This window comes from Parasphingorhabdus sp., assembly GCF_036568145.1.
Lineage (GTDB): Bacteria > Pseudomonadota > Alphaproteobacteria > Sphingomonadales > Sphingomonadaceae > Parasphingorhabdus.
In genome coordinates this window covers 146,020-164,655 of record NZ_DATCTC010000027.1, presented here as the reverse complement: position 1 = coordinate 164,655, position 18,636 = coordinate 146,020, and the positions used below count along the sequence as shown (strand labels likewise).

General features: G+C 54.6%; 13 protein-coding genes, 1 tRNA gene and 1 pseudogene. 9 read left to right on the top strand and 6 right to left on the bottom strand.

The features are described from left to right. Window positions 1-63 precede the first annotated feature (63 nt). The gene (ubiG, locus tag VIN76_RS10035; RefSeq protein ID WP_332041701.1) at window positions 64-837 is read left to right on the top strand and encodes a bifunctional 2-polyprenyl-6-hydroxyphenol methylase/3-demethylubiquinol 3-O-methyltransferase UbiG; all 774 of its coding nucleotides are present in this window, start codon (window positions 64-66) and stop codon (window positions 835-837) included. A gap of 9 nt (window positions 838-846) precedes the next feature. Here ubiG and VIN76_RS10030 read toward each other — a convergent pair whose 3' ends face one another. The 4 genes from VIN76_RS10030 to VIN76_RS10015 all read right to left on the bottom strand — a co-directional run bounded on the left by VIN76_RS10030 (window position 847) and on the right by VIN76_RS10015 (window position 8,170). Then, window positions 847-1,518: a glutathione S-transferase family protein gene (locus VIN76_RS10030; RefSeq protein WP_332041700.1), complete on the bottom strand. Its 672-nt coding sequence runs from the start codon at window positions 1,516-1,518 to the stop codon at window positions 847-849. Window positions 1,519-1,607: 89 nt separating this feature from the next. Further along, window positions 1,608-1,955 (bottom strand): VOC family protein, encoded by a 348-nt coding sequence (locus VIN76_RS10025; RefSeq protein WP_332041699.1) that lies wholly within the window; start codon window positions 1,953-1,955, stop codon window positions 1,608-1,610. A 163-nt stretch (window positions 1,956-2,118) separates the two neighbouring features. Continuing rightward, entirely contained in the window at window positions 2,119-6,648 is a 4,530-nt protein-coding gene (gltB, locus tag VIN76_RS10020; protein ID WP_414696336.1) for a glutamate synthase large subunit, read from the bottom strand. 67 nt (window positions 6,649-6,715) lie between these two features. Next, complete coding sequence (locus VIN76_RS10015) at window positions 6,716-8,170, bottom strand: NAD(P)-dependent oxidoreductase (protein ID WP_332041698.1); 1,455 nt, start codon at window positions 8,168-8,170, stop codon at window positions 6,716-6,718. 307 nt (window positions 8,171-8,477) lie between these two features. Between VIN76_RS10015 and VIN76_RS10010 the strand changes: the two genes are divergently transcribed. Beyond that, entirely contained in the window at window positions 8,478-9,272 is a 795-nt protein-coding gene (locus VIN76_RS10010; protein WP_332041697.1) for an undecaprenyl-diphosphate phosphatase, read from the top strand. Between the two features lie 12 nt (window positions 9,273-9,284). Here VIN76_RS10010 and VIN76_RS10005 read toward each other — a convergent pair whose 3' ends face one another. Next, entirely contained in the window at window positions 9,285-10,232 is a 948-nt protein-coding gene (locus VIN76_RS10005; RefSeq protein WP_332041696.1) for a complex I NDUFA9 subunit family protein, read from the bottom strand. Between the two features lie 232 nt (window positions 10,233-10,464). On the opposite strand from VIN76_RS10005, the gene VIN76_RS10000 reads away from it, so the two are divergent. The 7 genes and pseudogenes from VIN76_RS10000 (at window position 10,465) to VIN76_RS09970 (ending at window position 16,473) form a co-directional block, all read left to right on the top strand. Beyond that, window positions 10,465-10,551, top strand: a tRNA-Leu gene (locus tag VIN76_RS10000). 138 nt (window positions 10,552-10,689) lie between these two features. Beyond that, window positions 10,690-10,875 (top strand): annotated as a pseudogene (locus VIN76_RS09995) (amidohydrolase family protein); the annotation flags it as partial. 202 nt (window positions 10,876-11,077) lie between these two features. After that, window positions 11,078-12,010, top strand: a complete 933-nt coding sequence (locus VIN76_RS09990; RefSeq protein ID WP_332041695.1) for an acyl-CoA thioesterase II — start codon at window positions 11,078-11,080, stop codon at window positions 12,008-12,010. A gap of 182 nt (window positions 12,011-12,192) precedes the next feature. Continuing rightward, entirely contained in the window at window positions 12,193-12,468 is a 276-nt protein-coding gene (locus tag VIN76_RS09985; protein WP_332041694.1) for a metal-sensitive transcriptional regulator, read from the top strand. 14 nt (window positions 12,469-12,482) lie between these two features. After that, window positions 12,483-14,813, top strand: coding sequence for a heavy metal translocating P-type ATPase (locus VIN76_RS09980; RefSeq protein WP_332041693.1), 2,331 nt, complete (start codon window positions 12,483-12,485; stop codon window positions 14,811-14,813). A 219-nt stretch (window positions 14,814-15,032) separates the two neighbouring features. Beyond that, window positions 15,033-15,947 carry an SDR family NAD(P)-dependent oxidoreductase gene (locus VIN76_RS09975; RefSeq protein ID WP_332041692.1) on the top strand — a complete coding sequence of 305 codons (915 nt, stop codon included), beginning with the start codon at window positions 15,033-15,035 and terminating at the stop codon, window positions 15,945-15,947. A 67-nt stretch (window positions 15,948-16,014) separates the two neighbouring features. Beyond that, window positions 16,015-16,473, top strand: a complete 459-nt coding sequence (locus VIN76_RS09970) for a MaoC family dehydratase (protein ID WP_332041691.1) — start codon at window positions 16,015-16,017, stop codon at window positions 16,471-16,473. A gap of 396 nt (window positions 16,474-16,869) precedes the next feature. Here VIN76_RS09970 and VIN76_RS09965 read toward each other — a convergent pair whose 3' ends face one another. Next, window positions 16,870-18,516, bottom strand: coding sequence for a M28 family metallopeptidase (locus VIN76_RS09965; RefSeq protein WP_332041725.1), 1,647 nt, complete (start codon window positions 18,514-18,516; stop codon window positions 16,870-16,872). Window positions 18,517-18,636: the final 120 nt, after the last annotated feature.

The window sequence follows — 18,636 nt, the reverse complement described above, 5'->3', positions numbered from 1 at the left end:
CTTATGTTCTTTCTGTTGAAAAAGGGTCTGAACGAGACGCGTGCGCTGTGATAAAGAGACGATATGACAAACGCAAGCATCAGCAATAGGGAAGTTTCAGGGGCGTCTGTACCTGAAATCAAAAGCACAATAAACCCCGAAGAAGCGGCGCATTTCGGCGCTTTGGCGGCGGAGTGGTGGGATCCGAACGGGTCTTCCGCAATGCTCCACAGGTTAAATCCGGTCCGGCTCGGCTATATCCGGGACGCGATCAACCTGCATTTTGACGTTGATCCAGCCGAATTGAGACCCCTGACGGGCAAACGCGCCCTTGATGTCGGGTGCGGGGCAGGGCTGATTTGCGAACCGCTGGCCCGCATGGGGGCGCAGGTAACAGGGCTTGACGCTGCGCCGGAAAATATTGCCGCAGCCAAGGCGCATGCCGAGCCCCAGGGACTGAATATCGCTTATCATTGCAACGGGATAGAAACATTCGGGGAAAGCGGCTTTGATCTGGTCACTTCGCTTGAAGTGATAGAGCATGTCGATGATCCCGACGGCTTTGTCGCTGGCCTCGCCAACGCGCTGGCGGATGATGGCCTGATGGTCATTTCCACGCCCAATCGCACCACCATGTCAAAATTGCTGATGGTCGATCTGGCAGAAATGACGGGGCGTATCCCCAAGGGCACACATCGTCATGACCAGTTTTTCACGCCCGATGAGCTGCAAAAACTATTGGATGAAGCGGGCCTGCGCGTGACGGATATAACAGGCATTTCCTATAGCCCTACGCATGGATTTAGCCTGTCCGAGAATCTGGCGCTTAATTATCTGATGACGGTGGTGAAAGACTAGGCAGGCGTGTCAGAAGTCCACCAGCTCGTAATGGGATGGCGGAGAGATGACTTCCATGCGTTCCGATAATAATGGCCGGAAGGAAGGGCGGGATTTGAACATGGCATACCATGCCTTGGTCTGCCCATGGCCCGTCCAGTCAATCCCGCCAAGATAATCCGCGACCGAAATCTGCGCCGCGGCAGCAAGGTCGGCAAGGCTCATCGTCGCACCGGCCAGCCAGCTGCGATGGTCGATCAGATAGTCGATATAGTCGAGGTGGACATTGGCCCGCCGCATGGCTTCCCGCAATATTTTGGCATCCGGCGGCGCGCGGTGGACAATGCGTTTATGCATGCGTTCATAGAGCAAGGGCGCGGTCACATCGCCGTAAAACTGTTCATCAAACCAGGCCACAAGCCGGCGGATTTCGGCACGGTTAGTGGCGGTGCCATTGATCATCGGGGACTTTTCGACCGTCTCTTCGATATATTCGCAGATCGCGACGCTATCGGCGAGGATGATATCCCGTTGATCGTGGCTCATGACCGGAGTCCGGCCAGCGGGGTTCATATCCAGAAATTCATCGCGCTGTAACCATGGCGATTCGCGGACCAGTTCGTAACCGACCGACTTTTCGCCCAGTAACAGACGCACTTTGCGCGAAAAAGGACAAAGAGGAAATTGGAATAAGTGCCACATATTTATGCTGTTAAGCGGGTTTGCGCTGCGGGGGAAGAGCCTTGATGCGGTAAATGCGGATTACCGGTTTCCTGGCAGGATAAGTGGCATTATTCCGGCATCGAAGCGGTCTGGTAAATGGCCAGCCGGTTGCCCGCAGGGTCAAGACATTCAAAGCGGCGACCGCCGGGATAGGCAAAAATCTCTTTGACGATAGTGCCGCCCGCTTCCTTCACCTGTGCCAGTGCCGATTCCAGATCATCGGCCTCGAATGTCGGGAGAGGAGCCGCTGGTTCATCCCCGGCGGCCAGACCAATCTGCACCGGACCGCCTTCGACCCCGGCATAGTCCGGGCCATAGTCGGTGAAGACGAAACCAAAGGCTTTTTCATAAAAGGTTTTGCTGGCCCCCATGTCGTCAGCTTTCATTTCCATATAATTGGGCGTGAATTGGGGCATTTTACTGGCTTCCTTCTGCTGGCTGTATGACAATCATCCTGCGCTATAATATCATGGCCGCCATGTGAGAAAAAGCGGGATCATCAAATTTGGCTTTCGGTAGCACTAACGAAAAAGGGGCGATCCTAGGACCGCCCATAATTACGCAAGATTACAGCTACTATCACTCTGCCGCTTGTATCGTTTCGCTGTCCGATAGCGGATGCACCAAACGGCTGATCATTTCCTTTGGACATACCTGCCAAAACCGTTCACGCCAGCGGTCCCAGTCGCGTAGAACCGTCTCTGACCATTTGCTGTCCGTGGCCCGGTAATGCTGCTCGATAAGTCCTTTCAGGTGCTGTTCCCAATAGTCGCTTTCCAGCCGTTGCCAGACAATAGTTTCGGGATTGGCAAGTTTTTCAAAGTCACGGTTGAGGTCGAGGATGAAGGCCATGCCGCCGGTCATGCCAGCGCCAAAATTATTGCCGACCGCGCCCAGTATGACCGCGTTGCCGCCAGTCATATATTCACAGCCATTGGCACCGCAGCCTTCCACCACAACATCCGCGCCGGAATTACGGACAGCAAAACGCTCGCCCGCCTGTCCCGCGGCAAAAAGCCGACCCGATGTCGCGCCATAAAGTACGGTGTTACCAATAATCGTATTCTGCTTGCTGTCGAGCGGTGAGCTGACCATCTGACGCACGACAATTGTACCGCCAGACAGGCCCTTGCCGACATAATCATTGGCATCGCCGAATACTTCCAGCGTGATCCCCTGACACAAAAATGCGCCAAGCGATTGACCCGCGCTACCACGCAGACGCACATGGACATGGTCTTCGTTCAATGTACTCATGCCATATTTGGCGGTAATTTCTGCCGAAAAACGTGTGCCAACAGCGCGGTGCGTATTGCGTACCGTATAGGTAAGCTGCATTTTCTCGCGGCGTTCGAACACCGGCTTTGCATCGGCGATCATCTGCGCGTCCAGACTGTCGGGCACTTCGTTACGGTGCGTCGGCAGATTGAAGGTGCGCTTTGCATCCGGCACATCAACCTTGGCCAGAATCGGGTTGAGGTCGAGATCATCAAGATGTTCGGCCCCGCGGCTGACCTGACGCAGCAATTCGGTGCGGCCGATAATTTCTTCCAGCGAGCGGAAACCGAGCCGCGCCAGAATCTCGCGCACTTCTTCGGCCATATAGGTCATCAGGTTGATGATTTTTTCCGGTGTGCCGGTGAATTTCTCACGCAGTTTTTCATCCTGCACACACACGCCGACCGGGCAGGTATTGCTGTGGCATTGGCGCACCATGATACAGCCCATGGCGACAAGGCTCAGTGTACCGATACCATATTCCTCTGCGCCCAATATTGCCGCGATGACTATATCGCGGCCGGTTTTCAGGCCGCCATCCGTGCGCAATTTCACCCGGTGACGCAGGTTGTTCAACGTCAAAACCTGATTGGCTTCGGTCAGGCCCATTTCCCACGGCGTTCCGGCAAACTTGATGGACGTTTGCGGTGACGCGCCGGTCCCGCCGGTATTGCCGGAAATCAGGATGACATCGGCATGCGCCTTGGCCACGCCAGCCGCAATCGTGCCGATACCGGCGGAGGAAACCAGCTTCACGCATACGCGCGCTTTGGGATTGATCTGTTTCAGATCGTAAATCAGCTGGGCAAGATCCTCGATCGAATAGATATCATGATGCGGCGGCGGGCTGATCAGCGTGACACCCGGAGTCGAATGGCGCAGCTTGGCGATAAACTCGGTGACCTTGAAACCGGGCAACTGTCCGCCTTCGCCGGGCTTTGCGCCTTGTGCGACCTTGATTTCAAGTTCTTCACAAGCACCGAGATATTCTGCCGTCACGCCAAAGCGGCCAGACGCTACCTGTTTGATCGGGCTGGACGCATTATCGCCATTTTCAAAGGGCGTGTAGCGGCGCTTTTCTTCGCCGCCTTCGCCTGAAACGGATTTCGCGCCGATCCGGTTCATAGCGATGGCCAGCGTTTCATGCGCTTCCGGGCTTAGCGCGCCCAGCGACATGCCGGGGGTGTTAAACCGTTTGCGGATTTCGGTAATCGCTTCCACTTCATCAATCGGAATCGGTTCCGGCGCGTAGTTAAATTCCATCAGGTCGCGCAGGTAAACAGGCTCCAGCTCGCGGACACCTTGCGAAAATTGCAGGTAAGAGGAATAGCTGTCATGCGCGACTGCGCTTTGCAGCAAATGCATCAGATGCGCGCTATAGGCATGGGTTTCGCCGCCGTCGCGCTGTTTGTAAAAACCGCCGACGGGCAAGCGGACTACCGCAGCATCAAAGGCCGCTTCGTGCTTTTCCTGTGCATTGATGAACAAAGACGCATAGCCTTCACCGGAAATTTTCGTCGGCATGCCGGGGAACAGATCGTTACATAATGCACGCGACAGGCCCACTGCCTCGAAATTATAGCCGCCGCGATAGCTTGAAATGACGGCAATGCCCATTTTGGACATGATTTTCAGCAGGCCTTCATCCACAGCCTTTTTGTGGCGAGCGATGCACTCATCAAGCGAAAGACCGTCGAAAAGCCCGCGGGCATGGCGGTCCACAATCGCGGCTTCGGACAGATAGGCATTGACCGTCGTGGCGCCGACACCGATCAGCACCGCGTAGCAATGGGTGTCCAGGCATTCCGCCGCGCGGACGTTGACCGATGCGTAAGAGCGTAACCCTTTGCGGACCAGATGGGTGTGCACGGCAGCAGTGGCGATCACCATAGAGATAGACATATGGTCTTCGTCTATATTCTCGTCCGACAGGAATATTTCGGTCTTTCCCTGACGCACGGCTTGCTCTGCTTCATCGCGGATGCGGGCAATCGCATCGCGCAATGTAATGGCTCCGCCCGTGGTGGACATGGTGCAATCAATCGTGGCAACCATATCGCCAAATCCGGCCTTCAACCGCTCCCAGTCGGCACAGCTTAATACCGGGCTGTCCAGCACCAGAACATTCTCGTTCTGGCTGTCTTTCTCCAAGATATTTGCAAGATTGGAAAACCGCGTCCGCAGGCTCATGACATGCCGCTCACGCAGGCTGTCAATCGGCGGGTTGGTGACCTGGCTGAAATTCTGCCGGAAAAAATGGCTGACTTGCCGGGGTTTCTGGCTGATTACCGCCAGCGGAGTGTCATCGCCCATGGAGCCGACCGCCTCTTTCGCGTCCTCGACCATAGGGGCGAGAATCATCTCCATATCCTCCAGCGTATGACCGGCGGCGGTTTGACGGCGGATCAGTTCTTCCTTGGAAAAGCCCATACCCGATTCCGCAGGAGCAGGGGGCAAGTCATCTATTGCCCGGAACCCCTTGACCAGATCGGCATAAGGCTCTTCCGAAGCGATCCGGTCCTTGATTTCCTTGTCAGCAAAAACCACGCCTTCCTGAAGATCGACGGCGATCATCTGCCCGGGGCCAAGGCGGCCTTTCTCGACGATCTGGCTTTCGGGGACGACAACCATGCCGGTTTCCGACCCGATAATCAGCAGGTTGTCAGACGTTTTGCTATAGCGCAGCGGACGCAAAGCATTGCGATCGACACCGGCAACGGCCCAGCGACCATCAGTCATGGCAAGGGCGGCGGGACCGTCCCACGGTTCCATCACACTGGCCAGATATTCATACATAGCCTTGTGCGCGGGGTCGAGGTCCGTTCCATTCTGCCATGCTTCGGGGACCAGCATCAGCTTTGCGGTTGGCGCATCGCGGCCAGAGCGGCAGATGGTTTCAAACACGGCATCAAGAGCAGCAGTATCCGAAGCACCGGCGGGGATCACGGGTTTGATATCTTCCGAATGATCACCAAACGCGAGGCTCGCCATCTTGATCTCGTGGCTTTTCATCCAGTTCGTATTGCCGCGTATCGTGTTCACTTCACCGTTATGTGCGAGGGTCCGGAACGGCTGCGCCAACCACCATTGCGGGAAGGTGTTGGTGGAATAACGCTGGTGGAAAATCGCAACCCGGCTTTCAAACCGCTCGTCGAGCAAATCTGGGTAAAAGACGGACAGGGATTCGGCAAGGAACAGGCCCTTGTAGATGATGGAACGACAAGACAGGCTGCAAATATAGAAATCCTGTATCTGCGCTGCGACGGCTTTCTTCTCGATCCGGCGGCGAATGAGGTAGAGGTTCTTTTCAAACTCCTCGACACTCTGCCGATCCGGCAACGGCCCGGCGATCATGATCTGTTCAATTTCCGGCCGGGTATTTTGTGCTTTTTCGCCAATCACCGACACATCAACCGGCACCTGGCGCCAGCCATAAATTTTATAACCGGCCTCAATAATCTCCGCCTCGACAATGGTCCGGCAGGTTTCCTGCGCACTTAAATCCGTGCGCGGAAGAAATATCATGCCCACGGCAAGCCGGTTGGGCCGGACTTTGTGGCCGCTATCGGCAACCGCATCATCAAAGAAACGGACCGGCAAATCGACATGAATCCCTGCACCGTCTCCAGTCATTCCATCAGCATCGACCGCACCGCGATGCCACACAGCTTTCAGCGCATCAATTGCGGACGATACTACCCGCCTTGAAGGCTTTCCATCGGTTGCTGCGACCAATCCGACACCGCAGGCATCAGATTCAAATTCAGGTCGATACATACCGATTTCGGCAAGCCGCTTATGTTCTGGTGTAGGATAATAATGGGTCATCATATTTTCATTTCAATCAGTGGAATCTCTGTCTTCGCAGCTTTCATCTAATGCTGCGGCGCGGAACTATTCAGGCAGCCTGCTTTTCTGCAGTTGCCTTTTCGCGCAAAAATTTATGCATATGCTCGGTTACATCCCGCCCGTCGCGAATCCCCCAGACAACGAGGCTGGCTCCGCGCACGATGTCACCGGCGGCAAAAACGCCGTCGAGGTTAGTCATCATGGATTTATGATCCACCCGCAACGTGCCCCAGCGCGTGACGCTGAGATCGGGGCAATCGAACAAAGTGGGCAGTTCTTCTGCATCAAATCCCAAGGCCTTGATGACGAGGTCCGCTTCCAGCGTAAATTCACTATCGGGTTGAACTTCTGGAGAGCGCCGACCACTTGCATCGGCCGCACCAAGGCGCATCTTCGTAGCCTTTACTGCGGTGACATGTTCTGTGCCCTCCACTGCTATGGGAGCAGACAGCCAGACAAATTCAACGCCTTCTTCTTCGGCATTTTTAACTTCGTTCTGAGAGCCGGGCATATTGTCGCGGTCGCGGCGGTAGAGGCATTTCACTGATTTGGCACCCTGCCGGATCGAAGTCCTGACACAGTCCATTGCGGTGTCACCGCCACCGATAACAACGACATTTTTATCCTTCGCATTAAATCGGCCATTGTCAAATTCTGGCACTTCATCGCCAAAGCTCTTGCGATTGGATGCGGTAAGAAAAGCAAGAGCTTCCTCTACTCCCGGAGCGCCCACGCCGGGCATCATTATTTCACGCGCCTTGTAAACGCCCGTAGCGATCAGAATCGCATCATGCTTGCCACGCAAGTCATCTAGCGTCGCGTCTTTGCCAACCTCGAAATTCTCATGGAAGTTTATTCCGCCATCTTTAAGCCGCTGGACCCGACGCATGATAATGTCTTTTTCCAGCTTAAAACCGGGGATGCCATAGGTCAGCAGGCCACCGGCACGGTCATGGCGATCATAAATATGCACGTCATAGCCCGCCACGCGTAAATATTCGCCAGCAGTCAGGCCAGCGGGGCCAGCTCCGATAATGCCAACCGACTGGCCACGAGGCTTTCCGGGCTCTAACGGTTCGACCCAGCCTTTTTCCCAGGCCGTATCGGTTATATATTTTTCCACCGCGCCAATGGTTACTGCGCCATGGCCGGAAAATTCAATTACGCAATTGCCCTCACACAAGCGGTCTTGTGGACAGATACGTCCACAAATTTCTGGCATGGTGGAGGTAAGGTTCGACATTTCATAGGCTTCCCTTACCCTGCCTTCTGCGGTTAATCGGAGCCAGTCGGGAATATGATTGTGCAAAGGGCAGTGGACGGAACAATACGGCACCCCGCATTGCGAGCAACGAGAAGCCTGTTCGGCCGCTTTATCAGGTGCATAGCGATCAGCAATTTCTCGAAAATCTTCGGCGCGCAAAATGGGTTCGCGCTTTTCCGGATAGCTTTGCCCGGTGTCAACAAATTTCAACATATCTAATTTTACTGCGTCTTTTGGCATGCCAGTCACTCGATTCCGGTAATTTTATATTATAGTGCCTGCTCTTTTGAGTGTCCTTCCTGAAGAGGCCCTGAGCCAGGCGATGCGTTCCGATAGAGGAAATCAGGGAGTGAGTCACGCAAAAAAATCCAAAAAAGACAGCCTTACTGCCCTATATAAAAATTTTTGAATCAATTAGCATGCTCCGCGTAATTCGATGCTGGTAAATATACATCAAGGCGGACCTAATTGGCTAGCGACAAAAATAGCGACAAACAAAGGTGCCGCTTCTATACGGTGCATTCGTTCTTTTTATCGGGATTCCATCATGACATTTATTCAAATGCTGCTCCTCGCCGTTGTGCAAGGTGTTACTGAATTTTTGCCAATTTCATCGTCCGGCCATTTAATATTACTCCCCGTTTTTACGGGTTATTCTGATCAAGGACCGATGATCGATATCGCAGTCCATGTCGGATCACTCCTCGCCATTATTACCTTTTTCTTCAAGGATGTGATTGCACTTGGCAAAGGAGGTTTTGCAACCATCGGTATCGGTAAGGCAGATGCGGAAAAACGTTTGTTATGGTGGATCATAATCGGCACCATTCCTGCGGTGATCGTTGGTTTATTTCTGAAAACCGGCGGTTATTTGGACGGGTTTCGCAGTACCACTTTGGTTGGCGTTAACCTGATTATTTATGGCGTATTACTGGGATTTGCAGACCGGATAGGGCGGCAGGTCAAAACTTTTGAGGATATGACGCTTAAAGACGGGATCATTGTCGGTTTGGCACAGGCGCTTGCGCTGATCCCGGGCACTAGCCGCTCCGGTGTGACAATGACGGCAGCGCGATTCTTGGGCTATAGCCGTGTGGAATCGGCGCGTTTTTCTTTTCTTCTGTCAATCCCCGCCGTCGCGGGGGCCGGTATACTGATCGTGCCGGATCTAATGGATGCCAATAGTGAACTTCTCAAAGAAGCCTTCATTACAGGCGCGATGACTTTTGTTGCTGCCCTGCTGACGATGACCTTCCTGATGCAGTTTCTGCGTAAGGCATCAATGATGGTTTTCGTGATTTATCGCGTCGCCTTGGGCGGTGCGCTATTAATCTGGTTTTAAAAGCAGAATGGATTAACCCGCTTTGGCCTGCGCGCCAAAGCGGCCATGCATGGTATAAGACTCCATCCATCCGTGTCCAACGGCGTTCAGCGGCGTAGGCGTTACACCAAAAGCCTTCAGCCCTGCCTGCCCTTCACTGACGATATTATCCTTTTGCAGCATCTTATATTGATCGGACGTAATAGGTGCACCGGGCAATAAGCCTGTTAAAGCCACCAGGATCTTCGTCGCGAAATCGGGAAGTTCAACAAAGACGCGGTCCCGACGGGTTATTTTCGCAATCCGCCGATAGAGTTGGGCCATGCTAAGCACTTCCGGACCGCCGAGCTCGAAAACCTTCCCGGCATATAATTCCGGATTTTCCAAGGCTACCGCAACGACCTGCGCGACATCATCGACAAAAACCGGCTGAAACTTGGTATCGCCGCTGATGATTGGAACCATGGGCAGCATACGGATCATTCCGGCAAAGCGGTTGATAAACTTGTCTTCACGTCCAAACACAATAGACGGCCGCAGGATGATTGCGCTTGGAAAGGCGTTGAGCACTGCTTCCTCTGCCTCGCCTTTGCTCTGTCCATAACGTGATGGTGATTCGGTATCCGCGCCAATGGCGGACATCTGCACCAATGCGCGGCACCCTGCCTGTGTAGCCGCTTCGGCAACATTTCGCGCGCCTGTTACATGCACAGCATCAAAGTTACCGTCTAATATACCCACCAGATTAATGACCGCATCGCAGCCATGAACGGCACGGATGACGCTGTCCTTTTTTGTGACGTCAGCACTGCATAACTGGGTCTGTCCTAGACTGCCTAGCGGTTTAATATGGACTGCATTTTTCGGATCGCGCTCAGCTATCCGAACCCGTGCGCCGCGCGACAAGAGATGCTGTGATATATAGCGGCCTAAAAAGCCGCCACCACCAAAAATACAAACCAGTTGTCCGTCAAGCGTCATAATCCAGTGTCCGTTTCTTGTCGCAAATTACAGTATGTTCTGCGCGCGCTTGTGCCCGACCGGCGCGCGGCACGCAATATCCGAATCCACTTAAAAGTAGGATGAATTATATCATATTAGAGCGAGCAAGCCCTCCAAAGAAATTTGATTGCAAATAACGACAGATGAATCATTGACAATATCGTCCCCATGGCGCTAATCGCCCGCTGCTACACCGATGATAGGTCGGCGTGCCCAGATGGCGGAATTGGTAGACGCGCTAGCTTCAGGTGCTAGTATTCGCAAGGATGTGGAGGTTCGAGCCCTCTTCTGGGCACCATTTATCTGTTCGCAGACATTCACCAAAGCTTGTATAACCCTTAGAAAACTGCTAAAAACTACGCTAGTTTAGTCGCTGGCGTCCGCCGCTGTTCGTGTGCAAACGCGATATTATGGGGGCCACGTTGGGGGCCATTAGGATTACCCTAACCAATGCTTGTGGGGAACAGACTGGCCGCATCCTAATCAGCAAGAAATATTACCCGACGATGGCATGCTGGTGGATGTCATCCCGAAAATTGCGCCGACACAAGAGCTTCAGCGCAAATTGCTTATCGACAATCCAATGCGTCTCTATTGGCCAGAGGAACGAACTCATGTTTAAAATATGCGCATAAACATGCACGCACATTGCAAGTGGAACCAAGCGCGTCGCGCGTATCTGTTGGCACAAAAACGCAGGCATCTTGACAAGCTTTCAAATTGACTTAGGTCCGGGCTGACATATCGGTGTGGGACGGTTCAGAAATATATTTCTGAACTTTCGCGATTTTACGCCCTGCCGTAGTCTAAGGAACAGAGCAGTTTTGAAGCAACTCACAGACGAACAGATCGAGCGCCGGTTATCGGAAGCTTTGACCCATTTTTCCTCCGTGTCACCGGACAAGCTGGTGGACGGATTGCTCCGCACGCTTGATCTTACGGCGGATGTGGATGATGAATTTGTGTTTCCCGCACTCAATTCAACGTCTCGAGAGCGTATTTTTGGGGGGCAGGTGATCGCTCAAGCCATTGTTGCGGCGGATCGCACGGTTGATGAGGGCAAGCATATTCATTCGCTTCATGCCTATTTTTTGCGGGCGGGAGATGAGACAAAGCCGCTGCATTTCCGGGTTCACCGTGACTTTGACGGGAGGAGCATATCCAATCGCAGGGTCGTTGTGCGGCAGGATGAAAAAGTCATATTCAACCTTACGGCTTCCTTCCAAACGCCGGCCGAAGGGTTCCATCATCAAATACCGATGTCATCCGATATTTTGCCGCCCGATCAATGTCTGAGTGCATTGGAACTTACGGCCCGCAACCCGGATATATTGGATGAACATATAGAGCAAATGAGTAGGCCGCGGCCCTTTGATATACGCAGCGTTCATCCGCAGGACAAGGACCGGACTGCACATCAATATCAATGGTTCAAAACTGCTGCTCCGCTACCAGATGACCCGCTTACCCACCGCGCAGCTCTGGCCTTCGCATCCGATATGGGATTGCTTTCAACAGCGATGATTCCGCACGGATTAAACTGGACCTCGCCCGGATTATTCTCCACCAGCCTGGACCACGCTATGTGGTTCCATGATGATTTCAGGATTGATCAATGGATATGCTATGTGATGGATAGCGATTGGTCCGGCAACGCACGCGGCCTCAATCGTGGCTCCCTTTATACCGAGGATGGCAAACTGGTTGCATCAGCCGCACAGGAAGGCCTGATGCGCGTGGTACCGAACAACGGCTGATCTTTAGAATGCGGATTAAAGCTCGCGTTTCAACATTCTGCTAAAGTGATCCACGGGGGGCTAGCCGGTGGGCTGGATCGTCATTTCCACATGAATCGTTCCTAGTTAACCGAGGATCATTGCATTTTTACGCAGATCAGCTATATACCCCCCATAGGTATATGCGGAAGGGCGCTGATTCAATGACTGCAAAAAATTCAGAGAAGAAGATTAACCGCCTCAAACGCATTGAGGGTCAGGTGCGCGGTATTGCCCGAATGGTGGAAGAAGACCGTTATTGTATTGACATTTTGCATCAGATTCAGGCGGTACGCGCCGCTCTGACCAAGGTCGAGAGCGCGGTATTGAAGGATCATGCGGCGTGCTGCGTCGCGGAGGCCATTGCCAGCGGTGATGAGGCCGAGCAGCGTGAAAAATTCACCGAACTGGTCGACTTATTTGAAAAAGTGCAGCGGTGATGGAGGCTTGATTTATGGCTGAAGCTTCTCATCCTAGTGATTGCTGCAACCATGACGTTATCGACCCGGTATGCGGGATGACGGTCGATCCGGCAAAGACCGCGCATCATGGCGAACATCAGGGTAGTGAATATCATTTCTGTTCCGCTGGCTGCAAAACCAAATTTGCCGCAGACCCCGAACGGTATTTATCGGATAAGCCGATCCCACAAGAACCAATGCCTGCCGGCACCATTTATACCTGCCCCATGCATCCGGAAATCCGTCAGGAAGGCCCAGGTTCTTGCCCCATCTGCGGTATGGCGCTGGAGCCGGAGACATTTTCGCTCGATACCGGGCCTGATCCGGAATATCTGGATATGCGCCGCCGGTTCTGGGTGAGTGCTCTGTTCACGATTCCGTTGTTCATCTATGCCATGGGAGATATGCTGCCGGGCAGGCCGTTTGATGGGTTGGTCGACCCGAGTATATCACAGTGGTTGCAGTTGATCCTTGCCGCTCCGGTCGTGATTTGGGGCGCACAGCCATTTTTTGTCCGTGCATTCCAATCCATAAAAACGCTCAACCTCAATATGTTTACGCTGATTGGCATTGGCGTCGGCGTGGCGTTTCTGTTCAGTCTGGCGGCGACGCTGTTCCCCGATATATTTCCGGATTCGTTCAGGGACCATGGTGGACAGGTGGGCGTTTATTATGAAGCCGCTGCGGTTATCACCACTCTTGTCTTGTTGGGGCAGGTTCTGGAGCTGAAAGCGCGTGGACAGACGACAAGCGCCTTGCGGGCTTTGCTGGAGCTGGCACCGCCGACAGCGATACGGATTAACAGCGATGGCTCCGAAGAAGAAATCGCGCTGGAGCAAGTCGCCACGGATGACCGTTTGCGGGTTAGGCCGGGTGAGAAAATTCCGGTTGATGGCACCATAGCAAAGGGTTCCAGTACCGTTGACCAGTCGATGATTACGGGCGAGCCGATACCGGTCAGCAAAGCGCAGGGGGATGAGGTCACCGCCGGTACGGTCAATCAGACCGGCGGCTTTGAAATGATCGCAACGCGCGTTGGCAAGGACACATTGCTGGCGAAAATCGTGCAAATGGTGGCCGATGCACAGCGCAGCCGTGCGCCCATTCAAAAGCTTGCCGATACAGTTTCCGGCTATTTTGTGCCGGGCGTGGTGGCGATTTCGATTATCACCTTTGCCGTGTGGGCCATTTGGGGGCCGGAACCAGCGCTGGTATACGGGCTGGTGAACGCGGTGGCGGTTCTTATCATTGCCTGTCCTTGCGCGCTGGGATTGGCAACGCCGATGTCGATCATGGTCGGTACGGGCAAGGGGGCGCAAAGCGGGATCTTGATCAAGAATGCCGAGGTTCTTGAGACATTTGAAAAGGTCGACACCATAGTTGTCGACAAGACCGGAACACTGACAGAGGGTAAGCCGAAGCTGGTAATGGTAGAGGCGCAAGGCGCGCTGGAAGAAGATGAGATGTTGGCGCTTGTCGCGGCGGCGGAGATGTCCAGCGAACATCCGTTGGCAGCCGCGATTGTGGCGGGGGCAAAGGATCGCGGGCTGTCTTTTGCAGCGGCAGATGACTTTCAGTCGGTTACCGGGGAAGGCGCGGAGGCCACGGTTCATGGCCGCCGGGTTGCTGTCGGTAACGAAAAGATGATGGAACGGCTGAGTGCATCAAGCTCCGATCTTTCAGCGAAAGCACAAGATGGCCGCTCGCAGGGTCAGACGGTGATGTTTGTCGCGGTAAATGGCAAACCAGCGGGCCTCATCGGCGTTGCGGACCCGATCAAATCCACCACGGCGCAGGCCATCAAGGACCTGCATGCGGCCGGTATGAATGTCGTTATGCTCACCGGTGATGCGGAGGCGACGGCCAAGGCGGTTGGCAATGAAATCGGCATCGACGAGATCCATGCCAATGTGTCGCCGGAGGACAAGCACCGTGTCATCAGCGAGTTGCAGGCATCGGGCAAGATTGTCGCCATGGCAGGGGACGGGATTAACGACGCTCCTGCCTTGGCCAAAGCCGATATTGGCATCGCCATGGGGACCGGCACGGATGTGGCGATGGAAAGTGCTGGCATCACGCTGGTCAAAGGTGATCTGGGCGGTATCGTCAAAGCGCACCGCCTGAGCCGCCTCACGATGAACAATATCCGCCAGAACCTGTTCTTTGCTTTTATTTACAATGGCTTAGGCGTCCCACTCGCGGCTGGAATACTATATCCATGGTTCGGTCTATTGCTAAGCCCGATGATCGCGGCGGCGGCGATGAGCCTGTCATCCGTCTCGGTAATCGGCAACGCATTAAGGCTGCGTGGCAAGACTTTGTGAGATTTTTGCTGAGCCTGTCAGAAAAACCCCCAACGCATCGGACCATGGCTTCCGTTACGGCAGGCAAGGGACGCGTGAAATACAGGCTTGCTGCGGCGCGGTAATCTTGCCTTTCAAAGCCCGATAATGTCATCACCGCCGCTTGACTCGAACGGCTTGATTGCCCATCCATCGCTGCAAAGATTCCATTCATAGCAAAAAACGAGAGGCAAAAATCCGATGAGCACAGTAGAATTTAATGATCGCGTAGCCATTGTCACGGGCGCTGGCGCCGGGCTTGGCAAGGAACATGCGATGGAACTGGCGCGCCGCGGCGTGAAGGTTGTCGTCAATGACTTTGGCGGCGCGCGTGACGGCACCGGCGGTTCTGCCACGGTTGCCGAACAGGTGGTCGCTGAAATCGAAGCCGAAGGCGGCGAAGCCATGGCAGCAGGGTGCAGCGTCACCGATATGCCAGCGGTCGAAAAAATGGTCGCCGATGCCATCGCGAAATGGGGCCATGTCGATATTCTGGTCAACAATGCCGGTGTTTTGCGCGATAAAAGCTTCCACAAAATGAGCCTGGAAGATTTCCAGTTCGTCATGGATGTCCACCTGACCGGCAGCGTCAACTGCACCAAGGCGGTGTGGGACCACATGCGTGAGCGTCAATATGGCCGCATCGTGATGACGACTTCTTCCACCGGCCTTTATGGCAATTTTGGACAGGCCAATTATGGCGCGGCGAAACTGGCGCTGGTCGGTTTCATGAACACATTGCATCAGGAAGGCGCGGGCAAAGGCATCCATACCAACTGTATCTCCCCCGTGGCTGCGACCCGCATGACCGAAGACATCATGCCGGAAGAAGCGCTGAAATTGCTGGTGCCCGAAGCGGTAACGCCCGCCGTGGTTTACCTGTGCAGCGATGGCGCACCGTCCAAGACTATCCTCACCGCTGGTGCAGGCGGCTATGCAGCGGCGAAAATTCTGGAAACCGAAGGCATCTGGCTGCCGGTTGAAAAGCGCAGCGCCGAAGCGATTGCAGAGAATATCGACCAGATTCTCGACGAAACCGGCATGCAGGAATATGCCAATGGCGGCGGACAGGGCGGCAAATTCTTTCGCCGGATGCAGGAAGTCATGAAGGGCTGATAGGGCGCCGATAAACGCTTGGGTGCCCGATAGATCGGGCCCCGGAACCATATTTAGGAGAGATAATATGCCAACGATTATGCCAAGTGAACTGGAAAGCTGGAAAGGCAAGGAAGTGGGCGTGTCCGAATGGTTTGAAGCCAGTCAGGACCGCATCAACAAATTTGCCGACTGCACCGAAGATCACCAGTTCATCCATGTTAACGAAGAAAAAGCGAAACACACGCCGTTTGGCGGTACCATCGCGCATGGCTTGCTGACCCTGTCTCTGCTCCCCGCCATGTCGGCTGGCTGCACGCTGGGCCTCAAAGGCACGGTGATGGGCATCAACTATGGCTATGACAAGGTGCGTTTCCTGAACCCCGTTCGCGCCGGTTCCAAAATACGCGCGCGTCATACATTGGTCGATGCAGATGAAAAACAGGCGGGCCGCTGGCTGCTCAGCTATGATGTGACGGTGGAGATCGAAGGCGTTGAAACACCTGCGCTGATCGCCCGTTCGCTGGTGATGATCGTCGTAGGGTAGGGCCTTACGCAAACTGCGTTTGATTTCGATATACAGGAATGGCTCCGGATTGGTTTCCGGGGCCATTTTTATGGGGACTGGAGGCCTGGAACTGGAAAATCGCTGTTTCAAACTTCACTAACTTCACACCAAGGAACATTTTGTTTCCGCCAATTCTTCCGGAAAATATTGGATTTGGTCTTGGGGCCGGGATGTGTTGGACTTTTGACGCTGGCCGGGCATGAAAAAATTCAAATCTGAGAAAGAACCGGATTGCTGATATCATAAGGCTGAGCATGTAGGACAGCGTTAAATCACGACGGTCATTCCCGCGTAGGCGGGGGCGCGTTCAGCTGGAACCTTGCAGAGGGAAGCTGGATTCCCGCCTTCGCAGGAATGGCGAGGGGCGAAACCGACCTACTTCCGGACGGCAGCGCTTTTTTCGCGGATTTCCTTGAACTCGGAACCCTCTTTCCATTCCGGCCAGCGGTCTGAACGCACCAGGTCGTTGCCGATGTCGAACATCAGGTTGATGTCCTGCATCGCGCCGGCCAGATCCCATTCCGGCGACCACGCATCGCAGGCGGCGTGATAGCAGTTTCCGGTATAGTCATCGATCCATTTCTGGCCCGCGGCTTGTCCGCCCTCGACCAGATCAGCCGCACCTGCAATGCCCATCATCAACAATACCGGCACGCCCTGTTTGGCGAGGGAGAAATGATCGGCGCGGTAAAACAGCCCCCGTTCGGGAAGGCTTTCCTCGGTTACGACGCGGCCTTGCAGCTTGGCGAAGGTCGCCAGATCGTCTTCCAAAGTCCCTTGGCCCTTGCCGACCAGAATAACGTCTTTTGCCTCACCAGCGGTTTGCAAAATGTCGATTGCCAGATTTGCGACCGTCTTTTCAAGCGGATAGACAGGCGCCTGTGCATAGGCTTCGGAGCCAAGCAATCCCCGCTCTTCCGCTGTCCACGCGGCAAAGACTATGGTCCGGTCCGGCTGCGGCATGGATTTGAACTTGCGGGCAATTTCCATGATACCCGCAATGCCCAGCGCGTCGTCATTGGCACCGGCGCGGTATATTCTACCCTCCTCATCGGGCGGCCCTTCACCATAAGCATCCCAGTGCGCGCCATAGATGACAGTCTCGTCAGGGCGGGTCTTGCCAGTGATTTTGGCAATGACATTCTGGCTTTTCACCACTTCCTGCTGAACCGGATAGACGGCATTGAACCGGGCATTGAGCGGAACCGGCTGGAAGTCCTTGGTCCGTGCCCTGACGCGCAGATCGGCAAGGTCCAGCCCGGCATCATCAAACAATTTCTGCGCCGCTTCGCCGCTGATCCAGCCTTGCAGGGCGAGGCTGGTGATCTGGTCCGCCGGTCTGACGATATCGTAATTCTCGCCTTGCGGGCTTTGCACCACGTTCCAGCCATAACCGGCCGCTTCGGTTTCGTGGATGATTAACGCGGCTACCGCGCCGCGCCGCGCTGCTTCTTCAAACTTGTAGGTCCAGCGGCCATAATAGGTCATCGCCCGCCCGCCAAATGTATCGGCCACAGGCTCATTCGCCGCAGCGGCAAAATCCGGATCATTGACAAGGATCACCGCGACCTTGCCCTTGAGGTCAAGCGACTTGAAATCATCCCATTCGCGTTCGGGCGCGGTCACGCCATAGCCGACGAAAACCATCTCCGCATTTTGAACCGCGACTTTTTCGGCGGGTTGCAGGGTGGAGACATAGATATCCGTACCCGCTTCCAATTCCGTTGTCTGTCCGCCTGCCGAGACCGAGAGGGTTTCCGGAGTTCCAAGGATAGTATGGAGTAGCGGAACCGGCTGCGTCCATGTGCCGTCCACGCCGCCAGGCTCCAGCCCCAGGGCTTCAAACCGGCCAATCAGATAACCGATGGTTTTATCTTCCCCCGCCGTGCCCGGCGCGCGCCCTTCAAACTGGTCCAGCGTCATGGTCTTGACGGTCTGGGTCAGCCTGTCGGCGCTGATTTCAACCGGCTGGCCAGTGTTTGTGGAGCCACTATCCTGCGCCAATAGTGGCGAAGCGCTCATCAGGCTCGCGGCGGATAATAATGCTAGGGTGCGGGGAAAGGACAAGTGAAAGCTCCTGAAATCTATCCCCGCCGGCCAAGTCAGTTTCCGTTAGTGCTGAGCCTGTCGATGCACGCTTTT